19 protein-coding genes are annotated in these 18,038 nt (G+C 64.9%); 13 read left to right on the plus strand and 6 right to left on the minus strand.

Going from position 1 to position 18,038, the window contains the following annotated elements; all coding sequences use genetic code 11:
* Window positions 1-9 precede the first annotated feature (9 nt).
* Entirely contained in the window at window positions 10-927 is a 918-nt protein-coding gene (gene pcaQ, locus FJV83_RS01900) for a pca operon transcription factor PcaQ (protein ID WP_095771229.1), read from the minus strand.
* Between the two features lie 69 nt (window positions 928-996).
* On the opposite strand from pcaQ, the gene pcaD reads away from it, so the two are divergent.
* The 6 genes from pcaD to pobA are packed head-to-tail and all read left to right on the plus strand — an operon-like array spanning window position 997 to window position 5,833.
* A complete protein-coding gene (pcaD, locus tag FJV83_RS01905; protein WP_179295780.1) occupies window positions 997-1,830 on the plus strand; it encodes a 3-oxoadipate enol-lactonase in 834 nt (277 codons plus the stop codon).
* The gene (gene pcaC, locus FJV83_RS01910) at window positions 1,823-2,230 is read left to right on the plus strand and encodes a 4-carboxymuconolactone decarboxylase (RefSeq protein WP_095771228.1); all 408 of its coding nucleotides are present in this window, start codon (window positions 1,823-1,825) and stop codon (window positions 2,228-2,230) included. Before pcaD ends, pcaC begins: the two co-directional genes overlap by 8 nt.
* Window positions 2,220-2,975 (plus strand): protocatechuate 3,4-dioxygenase subunit beta, encoded by a 756-nt coding sequence (pcaH, locus tag FJV83_RS01915; protein ID WP_142884903.1) that lies wholly within the window; start codon window positions 2,220-2,222, stop codon window positions 2,973-2,975. Before pcaC ends, pcaH begins: the two co-directional genes overlap by 11 nt.
* Window positions 2,975-3,589 (plus strand): protocatechuate 3,4-dioxygenase subunit alpha, encoded by a 615-nt coding sequence (pcaG, locus tag FJV83_RS01920; RefSeq protein WP_142884904.1) that lies wholly within the window; start codon window positions 2,975-2,977, stop codon window positions 3,587-3,589. The genes pcaH and pcaG overlap by 1 nt, the downstream gene beginning before the upstream one ends.
* 19 nt (window positions 3,590-3,608) lie before the next feature.
* Complete coding sequence (locus tag FJV83_RS01925; protein WP_142884905.1) at window positions 3,609-4,661, plus strand: 3-carboxy-cis,cis-muconate cycloisomerase; 1,053 nt, start codon at window positions 3,609-3,611, stop codon at window positions 4,659-4,661.
* Window positions 4,661-5,833 carry a 4-hydroxybenzoate 3-monooxygenase gene (gene pobA, locus FJV83_RS01930; RefSeq protein WP_142884906.1) on the plus strand — a complete coding sequence of 391 codons (1,173 nt, stop codon included), beginning with the start codon at window positions 4,661-4,663 and terminating at the stop codon, window positions 5,831-5,833. The genes FJV83_RS01925 and pobA overlap by 1 nt, the downstream gene beginning before the upstream one ends.
* Before the next feature lie 59 nt (window positions 5,834-5,892).
* On the opposite strand, the gene FJV83_RS01935 is transcribed toward pobA, so the two are convergent.
* Genes FJV83_RS01935 through FJV83_RS01945 form a run of 3 tightly spaced genes read right to left on the minus strand, consistent with a single transcriptional unit; the run spans window position 5,893 to window position 8,935 of the window.
* A complete protein-coding gene (locus FJV83_RS01935; RefSeq protein ID WP_142884907.1) occupies window positions 5,893-6,756 on the minus strand; it encodes a carbohydrate ABC transporter permease in 864 nt (287 codons plus the stop codon).
* The gene (locus FJV83_RS01940; RefSeq protein ID WP_142884908.1) at window positions 6,753-7,643 is read right to left on the minus strand and encodes a sugar ABC transporter permease; all 891 of its coding nucleotides are present in this window, start codon (window positions 7,641-7,643) and stop codon (window positions 6,753-6,755) included. The genes FJV83_RS01935 and FJV83_RS01940 overlap by 4 nt, the downstream gene beginning before the upstream one ends.
* On the minus strand, window positions 7,643-8,935 hold the full coding sequence (locus FJV83_RS01945; RefSeq protein ID WP_142884909.1) for a sugar ABC transporter substrate-binding protein: 1,293 nt from the start codon (window positions 8,933-8,935) through the stop codon (window positions 7,643-7,645). The genes FJV83_RS01940 and FJV83_RS01945 overlap by 1 nt, the downstream gene beginning before the upstream one ends.
* A gap of 316 nt (window positions 8,936-9,251) precedes the next feature.
* Between FJV83_RS01945 and FJV83_RS01950 the strand changes: the two genes are divergently transcribed.
* From FJV83_RS01950 to FJV83_RS01980, 7 genes are read left to right on the plus strand one after another with little or no spacing between them, the layout of a single operon-like run.
* Window positions 9,252-10,523: an extracellular solute-binding protein gene (locus FJV83_RS01950; RefSeq protein WP_142884910.1), complete on the plus strand. Its 1,272-nt coding sequence runs from the start codon at window positions 9,252-9,254 to the stop codon at window positions 10,521-10,523.
* A 52-nt stretch (window positions 10,524-10,575) separates the two neighbouring features.
* Window positions 10,576-11,508, plus strand: a complete 933-nt coding sequence (locus FJV83_RS01955; protein ID WP_095771219.1) for a sugar ABC transporter permease — start codon at window positions 10,576-10,578, stop codon at window positions 11,506-11,508.
* A complete protein-coding gene (locus tag FJV83_RS01960; protein WP_142884911.1) occupies window positions 11,505-12,362 on the plus strand; it encodes a carbohydrate ABC transporter permease in 858 nt (285 codons plus the stop codon). Before FJV83_RS01955 ends, FJV83_RS01960 begins: the two co-directional genes overlap by 4 nt.
* Window positions 12,359-13,099, plus strand: coding sequence for a PIG-L family deacetylase (locus FJV83_RS01965; protein WP_095771217.1), 741 nt, complete (start codon window positions 12,359-12,361; stop codon window positions 13,097-13,099). The genes FJV83_RS01960 and FJV83_RS01965 overlap by 4 nt, the downstream gene beginning before the upstream one ends.
* Window positions 13,096-13,971: an ROK family protein gene (locus tag FJV83_RS01970; protein WP_095771216.1), complete on the plus strand. Its 876-nt coding sequence runs from the start codon at window positions 13,096-13,098 to the stop codon at window positions 13,969-13,971. The genes FJV83_RS01965 and FJV83_RS01970 overlap by 4 nt, the downstream gene beginning before the upstream one ends.
* Window positions 13,968-14,738, plus strand: a complete 771-nt coding sequence (locus tag FJV83_RS01975; protein WP_032920989.1) for a GntR family transcriptional regulator — start codon at window positions 13,968-13,970, stop codon at window positions 14,736-14,738. Before FJV83_RS01970 ends, FJV83_RS01975 begins: the two co-directional genes overlap by 4 nt.
* Before the next feature lie 36 nt (window positions 14,739-14,774).
* Window positions 14,775-15,566 carry an SIS domain-containing protein gene (locus tag FJV83_RS01980; RefSeq protein WP_095771214.1) on the plus strand — a complete coding sequence of 264 codons (792 nt, stop codon included), beginning with the start codon at window positions 14,775-14,777 and terminating at the stop codon, window positions 15,564-15,566.
* Window positions 15,567-15,670: 104 nt separating this feature from the next.
* On the opposite strand, the gene FJV83_RS01985 is transcribed toward FJV83_RS01980, so the two are convergent.
* Entirely contained in the window at window positions 15,671-16,954 is a 1,284-nt protein-coding gene (locus FJV83_RS01985; RefSeq protein WP_142884913.1) for a D-tagatose-bisphosphate aldolase, class II, non-catalytic subunit, read from the minus strand.
* Complete coding sequence (locus tag FJV83_RS01990) at window positions 16,951-17,904, minus strand: sugar kinase (RefSeq protein ID WP_142884914.1); 954 nt, start codon at window positions 17,902-17,904, stop codon at window positions 16,951-16,953. The genes FJV83_RS01985 and FJV83_RS01990 overlap by 4 nt, the downstream gene beginning before the upstream one ends.
* Window positions 17,905-18,038: the final 134 nt, after the last annotated feature.

The following is an 18,038-nucleotide window of genomic DNA, read 5'->3' on the forward strand; positions in this document are numbered from 1 at the left end:
TCCGACGCCTCACTTGCCCGGCCTTGCCGCCTCGCGAATGGTCTGCAGCAGGATGGTGAAGGCCGGCGATGGCGCCGTATCGGTGCGCATCGTCAGGCCGACCGGTCCCTTGGTTTCCTCGGTGTCGACCGGGAGGGCGACGAAGGCGCCGCTGGTGATCTCGTTCGCAACCACGCCGGCCGAAATGATCCACACCGCATTGCTCTGCCGCATGAAGGAGCGGCCAAACGAATCCGAGACGGTTTCGATCTCGGTCGCCGGCGCGGTCATGCCGTTGGTGATGAACAGGCGATCGACGAAGGGGCGGATGACGGATTCCCGGGTCGGCATCAGCACCGGGAATTCATCGAGCCTGGCGAAGATATCCGCTCCCGGTTCGAGCAGCGGATGTCCGGCCCGCACCACGAACAGCACCTGTTCGGAATAGAGATGCTCGAAGAAGAAGCCGGTCATGTTTTCGGGCGCTGCCAGCCGACCGACGACAAGATCGAGCGCGCCGGTGCGCAATTGCTCAAGAAGCACCGCGTTTTCGCCGGTGACGATCTTGATCGCCGCGCCGGTATTTTCCCCAAGGAACAGGCTCATGGCCTTGGGCATGACCTTCGCCGACACGGTCGGCAGCGCGCCGATGCGGATCGGATGCCGGTTGATGGCGTCGTCCTGGCGAACCGAATCGACGCCGCGTTTCAACGCCGTGATCGCCGAACCGGCATGGCTGAGGAAGATCTCGCCAAGCCTTGTGACCCGGATACCGCGCCCGTCACGCTCGACAACGGCGACACCGAGCGCCTCTTCCAGCTCACGCAACGTCTTGGTCACCGCCGGGGCGCTGACATGCAGGAAATCGGCGGCGCGGGCAACGCTGCCCTGCCGCGCGACCTCCAGGAAGGCCTGCAGATGACGAAAGCGGATGCGGCTCTCGGCCATGGATTTGATAACCCCCGAGTTAATGAAATGGCGCAAAATATCATTTTACCGAACCAAATGCCTTGTGCAATGTGGAGGTGGAGGATCGAAATCGTGTCATTCGTCACCATCGGCGGCATCACGCTGCACCATCGCCACCTCAAGGCCACCGACAATGCGCGCGCGATCATATTCATCAATTCGCTCGGCACCGACTTCCGCATCTGGGACGATATTGTCTCGGCGCTCGATGGGGAAATGTCCTTGCTGGTCTATGACAAGCGCGGCCACGGGCTGTCCGACATCGGCGAGATCAAGTCGATCGACGATCATGTCGACGATCTCTCGGGGCTCATCGATCATTTCGGCTTGAAGAAGGTCGTGCTGTGCGGCCTTTCGGTCGGCGGCATGATCGCACAAGGGCTCTACGCCAGGCGCCCAGGCATCGTCGAGGCCATGATCCTGTGCGACACGGCCCACAAGATCGGCACCAATGAGAGCTGGAACACCCGCATCGCGGTCGTCGAACGCAAGGGCATCCAGGCCATTGCCGATGGCGTGCTCAAACTATGGTTCACTCCCGCCTTCCACACTGCGCGGGTGGCCGAACTGGACGGCTATTGGAACATGATGACCCGGCAGGCTGTCGCCGGTTACGTTGGGACTTGCGCAGCCATCCGCGCCGCCGATTTTACCGATGCAGCACGCCGCATCGCGGTACCGACGCTCTGCGTCGTCGGTGACCAGGACGGCTCGACGCCGCCCGCTCTCGTCCGGTCGCTGGCCGCTCTGATCCCCGGTTCGCGTTTCGAGATCATCCGCGACGCTGGACATATTCCCTGCGTCGAACAGCCTGAGGCGCTCACCGCGCTGATCCGCGATTTTGTCGCATCGTTTGCCCCTGGAGCAGAAAACCATGGATGAAGTCCCCGGCAACGCAGCCAGATATCGCACTGGCCTCGCGGTGCGGCGCGCGGTGCTCGGCGATCGGCATGTCGATCGGGCCGAGGTCGCCGCCACCGATTTCGATCAACCCTTCCAGGAACTGATCACCGAGGCAGCCTGGGGGACTGTGTGGGCCCGGCCGGGCCTCAGCAAACGCGAGCGCTCGATCGTCACGCTGGCGCTGCTGGCGGCACTCGGCCATGATGAGGAGGTCGCCCTGCATGTGCGCGCCACCGCCAACACCGGTGCGACGCGCGACGATATCTGCGAGGCGTTCCTGCATGTCGCCATCTATGCCGGTGTGCCGGCCGCCAACCGTGCCTTCAGAATAGCCAAGGACGTGTTTTCGGAAATGGACGGAGCCGACAATGCCCGCTGAGTCCGGCTCGAACCGGAAGCCCGAGACCGGCGCCTTCTTCCAGCGCGACCGGACATGGCATCCTCCGGCGCTGACGCCGGGCTATAAGAGTTCGGTGCTGCGCTCGCCGCAAAAGGCGCTTTTGTCCTTCGACAACACGCTGTCGGAAATAGCCGGACCGGTCTTCGGCCACGCCATGCTGCGTGAGATCGACAACGACCTGATCCATAATTTCGCCAGGCCGGGCGAGAGCGCCATCGGCGAACGCATCATCGTCCATGGGCGTGTGCTCGATGAGCGAGGCGTTGGCGTTCCCGGCGTGCTCATCGAATTCTGGCAGGCCAATGCCGGCGGCCGCTACCGCCACAAGAAGGACGGCTATCTGGCGCCGCTCGACCCGAATTTCGGTGGCTGCGGCCGCACCATTACAGCCGAGGATGGTGGCTATGCCTTCCGCACCGTCAAGCCCGGGCCCTATCCCTGGCCGAATGGTCCCAATGACTGGCGCCCGGCGCACATCCATTTCTCGGTTTTCGGCCACGGCTTCGCGCAGCGGCTGATCACGCAGATGTATTTCCAGGGTGACCCGCTGATCTGGAAGTGCCCGATCGTGCGCGGCATCGCCGACAAGGCGGCCATCGAGGCGCTCACGGCGATCCTCGACACGCAGGCGACCATTCCGATGGATGCGCTCGCCTACAAGTTCGACATCGTGCTGCGCGGCCGCCGCTCGTCGTTGTTCGAAAACCGGCTGGAGGGCAATTGATGGCCCAGTCGCTCGACCGGCTGAAGGAGAGCTCTTCGCAGACAGCCGGGCCTTACGTCCATATCGGGCTGACGCCGAACTTCTGCGGCATCAGTGGCGTCTATGCGACCGATCTTGGCTCGACCATGGTCAACGACAAGACCAAGGGCGAGCGCATCGGTCTCAAAATCCGGGTGCTCGACGGCACCGGCACGCCGCTCAAGGACGCCCTGATCGAGATCTGGCAGGCGGATGCGGACGGACTCTACAATTCGCCGACCGAGATGCGCGGCGCGGCCGATCCGAACTTTTTCGGCTGGGGCCGCTGCCCGACCGACATGGAAACCGGCGTCTGTGCATTCGAGACGATCAAGCCCGGCCGCGTGCCGTTCCGGGATGGAAGGCTGATGGCGCCGCACGTCACACTGTGGATCGTCGCGCGCGGCATCAATCTCGGCCTGCACACACGGCTCTATTTTTCCGACGAGGAAAAGGCCAATGGCGAGGATCCGATCCTGGCGCGCATCGAGCACCGCGTCCGCGTGCCGACTTTGATCGCCGGGCGCCAGGGCGACATTTACGTCTTCGATGTCCATCTCCAGGGGGAGAAGGAAACGGTCTTCTTCGACAGTTGATGGTCAGGAGAAGCAAGACATGACCGTATCGCCCTTCGACCATCCGCTGCTCTCGGCTCTCCTCGGTGATGAGGAAGCATCGCGGCATTTTTCCGTCGAGGCGGAAATCGAGGCGGCGCTGGCGTTCGAGCGTGCGCTGGCGGAAGCGGAAGCCCGAAACGGGATCATCGGCAGGGATGCCGCGGCAGCGATTGTGACGGCGCTTGGCACGTTCCGGCCGGACACCGCCTTGCTCAGGGCGGGTGTCGCCAAGGACGGCGTCATGGTGCCGGAACTGGTGCGCCAGATCAGGGTGGCGGTCGGTGAACCGCATGGCGACAAGGTGCATTTCGGTGCGACCAGCCAGGACGTCATCGACACGAGCCTGGTGCTTCGGCTGAAAGCGATCGTCGAGCATATCGGCCTGCTGCTGACCGAAACCGTTTTGCGCCTCACCTCGCTTGAGGAGCGCTTTGGCGGCAGGGCACTGGCCGGCATGACCCGCATGCAGCCGGCGATCCCGGTCAAAGTGGCGGATCGCATCATGGCGTGGCGGGCGCCGCTGCAAAGGCATCAGGAGAGGCTATCGGAACAGTCCACTCGCCTGCTCGTGGTACAATTCGGCGGCGCCGCCGGCACGCTGGAAAAGCTCGGCGACAAGGGGCCGGCGGTGCGCGCCGCGCTTGCCGCAAAACTCGGCCTTGCCGATGCAGCGCAATGGCAGAGCCAGCGCGACGCGCTCGCCGACTTCGCCGGCTTGGCGTCGCTGCTGACCGGCAGCCTTGGGAAGTTCGGCCAGGACATCGCGCTGATGGCGCAGGGCGGAATCGACATCACGCTCTCCGGCGGCGGCGGCTCGTCGGCCATGCCGCACAAGCAGAACCCGGTGAAGGCCGAGGCGCTGGTGGCGCTGGCCCGCTTCAACGCCGTGCAGCTTTCCGGCATGCATCAGGCACTGGTGCATGAACAGGAGCGCTCGGGCGCGGCCTGGATGCTGGAATGGCTGTTGCTGCCACAGATGGTCGTCGCCAGCGCCGCGTCGTTGCGGCTCGCCGCCGAACTGGCCGGACAGATCGAAAGCCTCGGTCACTGATGCGCACGCAGGTCGCCATTATCGGCTCGGGACCCTCCGGCCTGCTGCTTGGCCAGCTTCTGGCCGGCATCGGCGTCGAGACGGTCATTCTGGAACGATCGAGCCGCGAGCATGTGCTTGGCCGCGTGCGGGCAGGGGTGCTCGAACAGGGCACGGTGGAACTGCTGGAAGAGGCTGGTGTTGCCGCGAGGCTGCATGCCGAAGGCCTGCCGCATTCTGGCATTTCGCTGGCTTTTGACGGGCGCCTGCACCGCATAGATCTCGCCGCACTCACCGGCGGCAAGCATGTCACCGTCTATGGCCAGACCGAAGTGACGCATGACTTGATGGACAAGCGCGAGGCGGCCGGGCTGACCACGGTCTACGAGGCGGCCAACGTTGCGCTGCATGGTTTCGATGGCGCCGCACCGTTCGTCACCTATGACAAGGACGGCGTCTCTCATCGCATCGATTGCGATTTCATCGCCGGCTGTGATGGCTATCACGGAGTCAGCCGCAAATCGGTGCCGGAGCGCGCGCTGAAAACCTTCGAGCGGCAGTATCCGTTCGGCTGGCTTGGCGTGCTTGCCGAAGTGCCGCCGGCCGATCACGAACTGGTCTACGCCAATCATGAGCGGGGTTTTGCGCTGTGCTCGATGCGTTCGACGCATCGCAGCCGCTACTATGTACAGTGCCCGCAGGACGACCATGTCGAGGCCTGGTCCGACGACCGTTTCTGGGACGAGTTGCGCCGCCGCTTGCCGGAACGGACGGCGGCAAGCGTCTCCACCGGGCCATCCTTCGAAAAGTCGATCGCGCCGCTGCGCTCCTTCGTCGCCGAGCCGATGCGCTTTGGCCGGCTGTTCCTGGTCGGCGACGCCGCCCACATCGTGCCGCCGACCGGTGCCAAGGGTCTCAATCTCGCCGCCAGCGATGTACGCTATCTCTTCGCCGGCCTGCGCGAGTTCTACGTTGGAAAGTCGCAAGCTGGTATTGAGGCCTATTCGCAAAAGGCGCTGGCGCGGGTGTGGAAGGCGGTGCGCTTTTCCTGGTGGATGACGACCATGCTGCACCGCTTCCCCGATACAGGCGATTTCGGTCAGCGCATCCAGGAAGCCGAACTCGACTATCTCGTGCACTCACAGGCCGCGTCGACCGCGCTCGCCGAGAACTACGTCGGCTTGCCTTGGTGAAGCTCTTTCTTTGACGCAATCCGGACGGAAAACCGCTCCATGCTTTTCCTGGATTTGCTTTATCCCTTGATCGCCGAGCCGACGATGGAATCGACGAAGAAGCGCTGCAGCAGGACGAACAGGATGAGTGGCGGCAGCACGGCCAGCGTCGCGCCGGCCATCACCAGCCCAGTGTTGACCGCGCCCTTGTTGTAGCTGAGCAGGCGGCTGAGGCTGATCACGATCGGGTAGGCGTCGGCATTGCCCTGCAGCACGGTCAGCGGCCAGAGATAGCTGTTCCAATGGTAGACGAAGGCGAACAGGGCGAGTGCGGCGATCGCCGGCGCGACGCTGGGCGCCACGATCTTGAACAGGATCAAGAGTTCGGAGGCGCCGTCCATGCGCGCGGCGTCGATGAGGTCGTCCGGCACGCCGGCGATGAACTGGCGCATCAGGAAGATGCCGAAGGCATTGGCCAGATTGGGCACGATGATACCGGCCAGGCTGGCATTGAGCCCGATCGAGCCGACCAGGCGATAGAGCGGGATCAGCGTCACGATCGGCGGCAGGAACATGGTGGCGATCAGCAGCGAAAACAGCAGCGATTTGGCGGGGAAGTGGTATTTGGCGAACGCATAGCCGGCCATCATGCTGGTGCTCAGGATGCCGGCGGTGGTGATCGTGGCGATGACCAGGGAGTTCCACATCGAGCGGCCGACATTGACCACGCCGGAAACTTTTTCATAGGCGTCGAGGCTCGGTGTGTGCGGTATCCACACCGGCGGCACCTGCATTCTCTCGGCCGGGGTTTTCAGGCTCGACAGCACCATCCACACCAGCGGGAAGGCCGAGGCGACGGCGACCAGCAGCATCAGCGTCGCCAGCAGCGCCTTGCGGCCGGACGGGCGCTTGCGTGACAGCCGGCTCGACGATCTCCCGCTCATTCCTGATCCTTCCGGTTGGCGAGGGCAAACAGCGCGCAGACCACGACGATCAGCGACAGCATCAGCATGACCGCCATCGCTGAACCCAGTCCGCCTTGCGCGCGTTCGATGCCGACGCGGCGGATGTGGTAGGTGAGCACATTGGTCGAGCCGACCGGCCCACCCTGCGTGATCAGCGCCACCGGCTCGAACACCTGCACGGCGTTGATGATGGCGACGACGGCACTGAACAAAAGCGTGCGCCGCATCAGCGGCAGTGTGATGAAGCGGAACTGCTCCAAGCGATTGGCGCCGTCGAGCTTGGCCGCCTCGTAGAGGCTGCCCGGGATCTGTGTGAGGCCAGCGATCGCCAGCACGGTGAAATAGCCCACCTGCTGCCAGACATTGAGCAAGACGATCGAGACCAGCGCCGAGCGCGGCGACGACAGAAAGGGCTGCGGGCCGATGCCGATGAGGCCGAGCATCTGGTTGAGCGGCCCCTCGCTCGGCGAATAGAGCTTCGACCAGACCAGCGCCACCGCGATCATCGGCACCATGTAGGTGGAAAACAGCACCGTCCTTAGCGCCGTGCCGCCGGCGACGTCATGCTGGTAAACCATCAGGCCGAAGGCCACCGACAGCGGCAGGATGAGGATGACGGAGAGCGCGGTGTAGATGGCGGTGTTGGTGAGCGCGCCCTTGAAGTCACGCCCGACCGAGGAGGCCCCAAAGATCTCGCGGAAATTGTCGAGGCCGATGAAGCTAGCGCTGGAAAACGGCGTCTGCGTCGACCAGTCCTGAAAGGACAGCCAGACGGTGAGCAGCATCGGCAACAGGATGAAGATGCCGATCAGCGTCACGGCGGGCGCAAGCATGATGCCCGCCGAGGCACGGTACCTCTGGATCATTATTTGGCGGCGCGCTCCAGGATCGAGGTGGCGTCGGCCTGTGCCGTCGCCTGCGCATCCTTGGCCGAGACCTGGCCATACTGCAACGCCTCGAGCGTCTGCTGCAGGGATTCCGAGAATTCCTGTCCGCCCGGCACCACCGGGAACGGCTTGGCATCGGTCAGCACGCTGACATAGCCGGAGAGGAATTCCGAGCCGAGCTTGTCCTTGTGCGCCTCGATGTCGGACAGGCGCGAGGGCAGGATGCCCATCGACATCAAGATGTCGGACATCGCCGAGGCGCCGTTCTTGCCGGATTTCGGATTGTTCAGCCAGGCCAGGAATTCCCACGCCGCCTTTTGCTCGGCCGCGCCGGCATTGGCGTTGACCACGGTCATCCAGGAATAGGAGATCGAATGCGGCTTGTCGCCGCTCGGGCCGACCGGGATCGGCGCGGTGGCGATGTCCGCGAATTTATCGCCCATGCCGGTCTTCAGCGCGCTCTCCCACCAATTGGCCATGATGATCATGCCGGTCTTGCCGGAGACGAAATTGTCGAGGAACGGACCCGTGGTGTTGGCATCCGCCGTCGCCATCGCCGGCACGCTGGCGCTCGACTTGATCAGGTCCTCATAGAGCTGGAAGGTCTGTGCCGCCTGCGGGCTGTCCAGCGCCGGCTTGCCGTCCTTGACCAGCTCGCCGCCGTTGGAAACGAGCAGCGAAGCGAAGGGATGGACGGCGCCGGCCGCCCAGCTGTTGATCATACCGAAACCTTGCTGGCCGGCCGCCTTGTTGGTCAGCTTCTTCGCCGCATCCTTGAACTCGTCCCAGGTTTTGGGTGGTGCCGCGATACCCGCCTGCTTGAACAGCGCCTTGTTGTAGTTCAGCGCATAGACGTCGATCTCGTTGGGAATGCCATAGAGCTTGCCGCCGACAGAGGCAGCGCTGGTGACGCCCGCCGGCCACGCGCGCTTGACCTCGCTGGCCACCGCGTCGGGCGCGGGCGCAACCAGCTTGTCGCCGGCGAGTTCCGGCAGCCACAGATCGTAGATGCCGCCGATCGTCGGCCCGTCCGAGCCGCCGCCTTGCGAGCGCAGCGTGGTCAGGAGATCACCGAAGGGCACGGCGCGCACGGTGACGCTGACGTCCGGATTGGCCTTGGCATAATCCTTGGCCGCAGCCTCCAGCAGCGCAACCGTCTCCGGCGACCAGTGCGTCAAATAGGAGATGTTGACCGATTGCGCCCATGCCGTGGCAGGCAGGATGGCCAGGCCCGCGGCCAGCGCCAGTTTCGAAGTCCAGGCAAACGACATTCCTCATCCTCCTATCGATCACCATGACGTTATGACAACTTTAGGCGGTGGCGCAAGAGCCTGTCGGCGAAAAAGCTTTGTATTGACCGGTTTCAGATTCTTCCGCCTTGTCGGTTACGATAGTTTTATCGTTTGAAAACAAAATGTTGATGGCATCTGGTTGCCAGTTCTTCCTCGCTGGAGCCATCCAGGAGGTGTGCCAGACCTCTTGCGAACGCTGCTATGTCATTATAATGACTTTGCTGGAGTCAATGACTCTCTCGCGGCGTCGCAGCGCCGCGGGACGCCAAGGACAGAAAACAATGGGAGACTGGCAATGAGCATGCTTTCACTTCACCGGCGCGCCGCCCTTGGCCTGATCGGCGGCCTTGCCGCCGCTTGCGCCGGCGTCCTCATCACCTTGCCGGCGAGGGCCGACAGCACGGTGACACTGTGGAGCTGGCGCACCGAGGACGCGGCCGCGATGCGCCGTATCTTCGACGCCTTCGAGGCCAAGAACCCCGGCATCAAGGTTGACATCCAGTTCACGCCGGACGCCGATTACCAGAACCGGCTGAGCACCGCCCTGCGCGGCGGCCGCGGGCCCGACATCGCCCAGCTCAAGGCCTACGGTGAATTGCAGCCCTTCGTCGACGCCGGCTATCTCGACGCGCTCGACGACAGCGTGCCCGAATTGAAGAACATGGCGGACGCCGCGCTGGGCGGCGCGCGCGGCCGCACCGACGGCAAGCTCTATGGCGTGCCCTATTCGGTGCCGATGATGGGCGTCTTCTATAACCAGGATATCTTCGCCGCCCAGGGCATCGAAATCCCCAAGACCTACAAGGATTTCGTCGCCGCCTGCGAGAAGCTTAAGGCCGCAGGCATCACGCCGATCTCCACCGGCGGCGCCAACGGCTCGGCCTGGGAGCTTGAGATCGGCGTCGGCGTCATCGGCCCGACCGTCTACGGCCCGGGCTTCTACGACGAGATGATGACCGGCAAGGCAACCTTCGAGGATCCGCGCTATGTCGCGGCGCTGAAGCGCTTCGCCGAGCTGAAGCCTTATTTTCCTGATGGCTTCGCCGGCATCGACTACACCACCGCCACGCAACAGTTCATTGGCGGCAAGGCGGCGATGTTCCTCGGCGGCTCGTTCGAGAACGGCAGCTTCAAGGCGCAGAACCCGAAGCTGAAATTCTCGATCTTCCCGTTCCCGGCCGACGATGCCGGGGCAAAGCTCTACACCTCAGCCTTCTCCGACGGCTCCTATGGTCTGGTTTCGGAGAGTCAAAACAAGGAGGCCGCGACCAAAGTGCTGGGCTTCATGGCTTCGGCCGAATTCGCGCAGATGTTCGCCGACGAGCTCGGCTGGCCGCCGGCCCGCACCGATGTCACGGTGAAGGATCCGGTGCTGGCCGAGATGATGGCGATGTCGAAGAACTCGACGCCCTATCTGACGCTGGTCGGCTTTCGCTGGCAGTCGCCGACGGCCTCTTCGGTGCTGCAGTCGGAGATCATCGACATGGTCGAGGGTAACATCGCGCCGGAGAAACTGGCGGCCGACATGCAGGCCGCCGTCGCCACCTGGTTCAAGCCGAAACAGTAAGGAGCCGGCCCGTCGCATCGCGGCCGGCCTCTCGTCCGGACACAAACAGCGCATGACCACCCTTCGCCGCACGAGCAGTCTGAAGCGCACGCAGCAGCGCATGGCCGTGCTGTTCATCCTGCCGGCGCTGGCGGTCTATGCCCTGTTCGTCCTCTATCCCCTGGCGATGTCGCTATGGGGTAGCTTCTTTGTCTGGAAGGGGCTGCGCATGGTGGAATTCGCCGGCCTGTCGAATTTCTCGCGGCTGTTTGTTTTCCCCAGCGGCGCGCGTCTCTACGGCGCGCTCTGGCACAACACCGCCTGGTTCTTCGGCATCATGGCCTTCCAGAACGGCATCGGGCTTTTGTTTGCCTGGCTGCTGTTCCTGCGCGACAAAGGGACCGCCTTCTTTCAGTCGGTCTTTTTCTTCCCGGCGGTGCTGAGCCCGGTCATCGTCGGCGCGCTCTGGCGGCTGCTTTTGGCGCCGGGCGGCGTCGTCGAATGGGCGCTGAACGGGCTCGGCCTGCACCAGGGCAGTCTCACCGTGCTCGGCAACAGCCATACGGCGCTTGGCATGCTGATCGCCGTCGACGCCTGGAACTGGATGGGCCTGCCGGTGCTGATCTACACGGCGGGTCTGCGGCAGATTTCCGGCCAGATTTTCGAGGCGGCGAAGCTCGACGGCGCCGGCAATGCGCGCATGCTGTTCTCGATCGCGCTGCCGCTGTTGATGCCGGCGCTCGGCACGCTGACGACGCTGTCCTTCATCAACACCTTCAACCAGTTCGACATCGTCTATGTCATGCAGGGTGTGCAGGGCAATCCGAGCTATTCGACCGACACGCTGGTGACCTACTTCTACCGGCTCGCCTTCGGCGCGGAGGGGGCTGTCGGCATCACCGATATCGGGCTCGCTTTGGCGCTGGGCACCATGCTGTTCCTCATCCTCAGCCTCGGCACGTTGATGATGCTCCGCTTCTTCGACCGTCGCACGGTGCAGCTATGAGCGCGCTGGCGATTTCAGGGAGGCCGGCGCTCTCGCGGCAGCTGGCGCGGCTGCCGGGTTGGACGGTGCTCGCCGTATGGACGGCGGCCGTGCTGTTGCCGCTCTACATTCTCGTCGTCTCCTGCTTCAAGACCACCGCCGAGATCTACGGCAACCGGCTTGGCCTGCCGCGGAGCTGGGCTCTCGACAATTTCGTCAACGCCTGGACGCGCGCCGATCTGGGCCATAATTTCATCAACAGCCTGATCGTCACCGGCGCTGCGGTGGTGCTCACCATCGTCGTCTCGGCCATGGCCGCCTATCCGCTGAGCCGCTACCGGCTCGGCTGGAACGCCGTCATGCTCGGCCTGTTCCTGTCCGGCATCATGCTGCCGATCCGGCTGGCCTCGGTCGAGCTGTTCACGCTCATGCGCAATCTCGGCCTCCTGGATTCGCTGACCGGATTGATCCTGGTCTATTCGGCGATCCGCATTCCCTTCGCCGTCTTCATCTTCGCCAATTTCATGCGCGTCTTACCCTCCGAACTCGACGAGGCGGCGCGCATGGATGGCGCCGGCGAGGTCCGCATCCTGTTCCAGATCATCCTGCCGATGGTGAAGCCGGCGGTGTCGATCGTCGCCATCTTCACGGCAATCGCCGTGTGGAACGATTTCTTCTTCCCGCTGATCTTCATCTTCGACGATCGCTACAAGACCGTGCCGCTGGCGATCAGCGTCTTCGTCGGCCAGTTTCGCACCGATTGGGGCCTGGTGTTCGCCTCGCTGGCGATCTCCATGGCGCCCATCCTGATCATGTATTGTCTGCTCGCCCGCCAGATTCGCGAAGGCGTCGGCGCCGGGGGAGGGATGAAATGATCGAGGACAGGATCTACGCCGCACACTCCATCCTGGTGATCGGCGCGCATGCCTTCGATGCCGAGGTGATCGCCGGGCCGCTGGCGGCGGCCGCCGTCAAGCGCGGGGCCGCGGTAACCTTCCTGCATCTGACCATGGGCGAACAGGGGCACCCCTGCCTTATCCCCGAGCATTATTGCGTGCAGAAGGAAGAAGAAGCGGGCAGGGCGGCCGCGCGTCTTGGCGTCACCTCGCGCAGTCTTGGCCTGCGCGATGCCTTCTTGCCTTCCAACGACGAGACGGCGCTAGGAGTGTGCGACGTCATTCGCGAGCTGAGGCCCGAAATCGTCATCACCCATTGGCACGGCAGCTGGCACAAGGACCATCGCGCCGCCGCGCATCTGACGCAGACCGGCATCTTCTTCGCGGCCCTGCCGACCATTGCCAGCGATCATGCGGCGCACACGCCGCAATTGCTCCTGTTCGGCGAGAACTGGGAGGACGATGACGGTTTCCGCCCCGAGCATCTCGTCGATGTCAGCGACGGCTTCGAGGCCTGGAACGAGGCGGTCAAGGAATACGAACTGGCGCGCGGCCTGAGCAGCTTCCCCTATGTCGACTACTACAGCGCGCTCTACCGGTTGCGTGGCTGCCTGCGCGGCACGCGCTATGCCCAGGCTTTCGCGACGGCGTCGCATTCCTGGAATGCCGGCAGCGGCCTGTTCTCGCCACCGTTCGGCAAAGGGTCGAGCCGATGACGCGGGTTCTGGCCATCGATCTCGGCGGCACCAATCTGCGGGCCGCGATCTCGACCGGCGACATCGCCGCACTGAAGGTGCTGAGCCGTGAGCCGGCACCGGCAAGCCTCGATGCTTTTGTCGCTCGCATTAACGCGCTGCGCGCGGAAGCCGGCCCGGTCGAGGCGCTTGGCATCGCCGTGCCGGGGCTGGTCGAGGGCTCGGCCTGCCGCTGGATTCCGAACCTGCGGTTCCTCGACGGCGTCGATCTCCAGACCCTCTTTCCAGACCTGCGCATCGCGCTTGGCAATGACGCGCAGATCGCGTTGCTGGCGGAAGCCGTCGAAGGCAGCGCGAAAGGCATGTCGGACGCGATCCTGCTGGCCATCGGCACCGGCATCGGTTCGGCAGTGCTGGCCAATGGCCGCATCGTTGCCGGCGCGCATGGCGGCGCCTGCTCGTTCGGCTGGGCCTGCGCCGACATCAAGGACGATGGCGCGGAACGCAGCGGCTGGCTGGAGCGTGTCGCTTCCGGCCGGGCGCTCGATGCGCTTGCCGGCCGGATCGGGCTCGCCGACAGCCGCCAGCTGATCGCCGCTGCCCGCGCCGGCGAACTCGCCGCGCAGACCTTGCTTGAAGTGCCGGCACGCCAGCTCGGCACAGCGCTTGCCGGCGCGGTGGCGCTGCTCGATCCGCAGGCGGTGCTGATCTCGGGCGGGTTGGCCGAGGCGCTGGACGTGATACGGCCGCCGCTGCTGGCGGCGCTGCGCCGTCAGTTGCCCTCGCATCTGCGCGGCATCGAGATCCAGCCCGGCCAGTTCGGCCCGGGGGCGGGACTGGTCGGCGCGGCGCTGGCCGGCCGTGTGGGGGAAGGGTGGAGGCAGGTGCGATGAGCGAAGCGAGCTTTCAGCAGCCGGACCGCAGAAGGCCGGAGCCGCTCTGGTATCAGGTCGAGGAAGCGATCCGCGCCATCGTCAAGAGCGGCGAATGGGCAACGGGCGACCAGATCCCGGCCGAGGACAGGCTCTGCGCGCTGTTCGGCGTCAGCCGCATTACCTTGCGCCATGCCTTGCGCAATCTCGAGGAGGCTGGGCTGCTGCGGCGCGAACATGGCCGCGGCACCTTCGTGCGCTCGACCACGCTGGTCGCCGGCACGCGAGAACTGACCAGCTTCACCCAGGAGATGGGCAATATGGGCGTGGTCGCCGGCTCGCGCCTTCTCGATTGCAGCCTGACCACGGCCAATGCCGCCGCCGCTGGCGCGCTGGAGATCGAGGAGGGCGATCCGGTGGTGCGCATCCGGCGCCTGCGGCTCGGCAATAATGAGCCGATCGGCATCCAGACGGCGCAGCTGTCGGCCGTGCGCGTGCCGGGCTTCCTCGACGCCGGCCTGCTTCAGGGCTCGCTCTACGAGGCGCTGGAGCGCCATTACGGCATCGTGCCGGTGGCCGCGCGGGAGAATTACCGCGTTGGCGCAGTTGGCGCGGCGGATGCCGAACTGCTCGATCTTCCGGCCGGCAGCCCCGCCTTCGTCGTCGAGCGCATCACCACCGACGAGCGCGGCCCGTTCGAATTCACCGTCTCGATCATGCGGGGCGACCGCTATGAAATCCGCTCGACGCTGCGCGCCGGCCGTGTCCCGTCAACCCCCAGAAGCTGATCCTTTCCAAGCCTAGATATCAACAGGAGTACCCAAGTGTCCGATCTCTACATCCACCGTCTCACCGCCCTTATCGACCAGGCGGCAAAAGCCAATGAAGAGGCCTTCGGCCAGGCCGCCAGCCGCTTTGCCGACTCGCTTGAAGGCGGCGGGCTGGTCCATCTCTACGGTTCGGGCCATTCGGTGCTGCCGGTTCAGGAAGTGTTCCCGCGCTACGGCAGCTATGTCGGCTTCAACCCGCTGACCGACCCGCGTGTCATGTGGCACAACGTGCTCGGCGCCGGCGGTGTGCGCGAGCTGCTGTGGCTGGAGCGGACGGAGAAATACGCCGAGAAATTCCTCGACCACCAACCACTCAACAAGGGCGATTCGATCATCATCTTCGGCCACAGCGGCCGCAATTCCTCCGGCATCGACACCGCGCTCTATGCCAAGAAACGCGGCATCTTCGTCGTCGCGGTGACCAGCAAGAACAATCTCGACAAGCCGGCGACGCACTCCTCCGGCAAGCGGCTGGCCGATGCGGCGGACCTCGTCATCGACACGTGTTCGCCGATCGAGGACGCCATCGTGCCGGTCGAAGGCTGGAGCCGCCCTGTGTCGGGCTCGTCGACGGTGCTCGCCATGATCCTGGCGCACGAACTCATCGCGCGCACCGCCGAGCAACTCGCCAAGCGCGGCATCGAACTGCCGGTCTTCGCCTCGCCGACGATATCAGGCGTGACGCTGCACGACACCGACGTCATCTACGGCGTCTACCGCGAACGCATGCTGGAAGCGCAGAAGAAGCACCTGCCGACCTTCCAGGCGACAATGCGCGGCGAGTGATATCCCGAGATCGGGGAGGCGGTGCCTCCCCGACGCGCACCGCGATCTGGAACCCTGTAGCATGACTGGGCGCTGGTCGTGCCAACGAAGCCGTAACCGTCGGATCAGCCGGTTGCGCTGCCGTAGATGTCGAGAACCTCTGTCACGCTGGCGATCAGCAACGCCTCGGCTTTTGGCGCGACCGACCCGTTCGCCACCACGCCGTTCAGGCGGCCGAGATGCTGGCTGATGAGGGGCGGGGGGATGTCGCGGTCGCCGAGCGCCTGCATCAGCGCGTCGGTGGCCTGCCGGGCTGCCGGGGCGGGCCAATAGTAGCGGATGCGGTCGCTGTAGGAGAAATGGCGTTCGATGCGCTGTTCGGCCTCCGAGCCGTGATAGTAGTTCTTCCAATTGCCCGGCGCCGCCAGCATGACGCGTTCCATCGCTGCCGGCAGTCCTTCGCGCGCCGGGTCGGGAGCCAGAATGTCGGCGATATGGCTCAGGCCATAAAAGGCTTCGCGCAGCGCGAAGGTCAGCCACGGCCCGACCTTGAGGATGGCGAAGCCGTCGTCGACCAGCGCGGTCAGTGCCGAGACCGGCTGGTAGTCGGTCGAATGCGCCTCGAAGACGAATTGCGGCAGACCCCGCAACGTGCCGGCCAATGCACGGGCGCGTTCCGGTTTATAGCCGATCACCTCGGCATTGCCGAATTCGACACCCGGCTGCACGACGACGCCGAGCGCCCGCGAGAAGGCCTGGTCGAGGCCTCGCTGGCTGAAGGCATCGCGGTGGATACGCACCGTCTCTCGTGCCGCCTCGGGCGTCGTCACCGCCAGATGGTCCATCGCCTCCAGCGCGCCGCCTGGCACCGGCACCTCCGTGCCGATGACATAGACAGGCTTGGGGCCGCCCGCTCCTTCGGCCGCGGCCTCCGCCACCTCGGCCAGTTCGGCGGCGCGCGCGGCGATCGTCACATCGGGCGGTGCGACACCTTCGCCGGCGCAGCCCATGCTGGCGTCGAGATGGATCTTGGTGAAACCAGCCTCGGCATAGGCGTCGACCATGCTCGAAGCCTTGGCCATGGCCTCGGGCGCCGGCAGATGCTTCCACGGATTGGGGCCGAGATGATCGCCGCCGAGCACCAGCCTGTCGAGGGAAAAGCCGATCCTGCCGGCGATCGCCTCCACGAAGCGGCGGAAATCCGCCGGTGTCATGCCGGTGTAGCCGCCTTCGTGGTTCACCTGGTTGCAGGTGGCCTCGATCAGCACGTCGGCGCCGCGCGCCTTGCCGTGGCGCAGCGCCGCTTCGATGACCAGCGGATGGGCCGAGCAGACCGAGGCGATGCCGCAGCGTTCGCCGGCCGCACGGCGCGCCGCGATGGCAGCCAGCCTGTCCGTCGCCTGGCTCATGCCGGTGTTCCGGTCTTGGCGGTCGCGAGGAAGGCCTCGACGGCGGCAAGCGAGGCGATGCCCTCCATCGGTCCCTTCTTGGTCACCGCCAGCGCGCCGCAGCCATTGGCGACGCGCAGTGCCTTTTCGGGCGCCTCTCCGCGCAGCCAGAAGGAAACGAAGGCCGCGGCAAAGCAGTCGCCGGCGCCGGTCGGGTCGATTTCGTCGACGACGAAGCCGGGTGACGCGGTGCGTCCGGTCTTGTCGTAGTGAACGGCGCCTTGCGCGCCTTTCTTGATGACCACGGCGGAGATACCGCGGTCCAGCATTTCGCGCACCGCGCTCTCCTCGTCGGTCGCCCTGGCGAAGATGAACAGTTCCGGCCCGCTCGGCAGGAAGACATCGGTCTTCGACAGCACGAAATGCAAGGCGTCGCGCATGCCCGGCAAATCAAGCATCTCCTTGCGGATGTTGGGGTCGAAGGACACCGTGCCGCCGCGCGCCTTGACCGTCTCGATGCCGATACGCGCCACCTCGATCACTTCTGGCGAGAACAGCGAGGTGCCCATGACGTGAAAATGGTCGGCGCCGGCCAGCAGCGCGCGCGCCTCGGCGCCGATCTCGATCAGGCCGGCGGCACTGTGCTTGATGTTGTAGACGAAGTGCCGGCTGCCGTCGGTTTCATAGGTGACGAAGGCGGTGCCCGTGGCGGCACTCCGATGGACCTTGATGGCCGAGATGTCGGCCCCGTCGGCGCGCAGGCGCTCGATGTTCAAATGACCGAAATCGTCGTCGCCAACGGCCGCGATCAGGCCAGCCGGCTGGCCGAGCCGAGCCGCCTGGTCGATGAAGATCGCCGGCGCGCCAGATGGAAACGGGCCGACGAGCGGGCCGGGGGCAAGGAAACTCTGACCGATCCGCTCGGCCATGATCTCGACCAGGATCTCGCCGGCGCAAACCAGTTTCTTCATGTCCTCACCATTGCCGGATGGTTGGCGGCCGGTTGCCGAGCGCCTTTCGTCATGTCCGTGCGGTTCAAAACCTAAGTTGCAGCTTTAGGAGCGTCAATAAAGAATTTGACGCGCGCAACTCTTTTGGGTTGTAC

Origin of the sequence: Mesorhizobium sp. WSM4307 (assembly GCF_007003945.1) — a bacterium.
GTDB lineage: Bacteria > Pseudomonadota > Alphaproteobacteria > Rhizobiales > Rhizobiaceae > Mesorhizobium.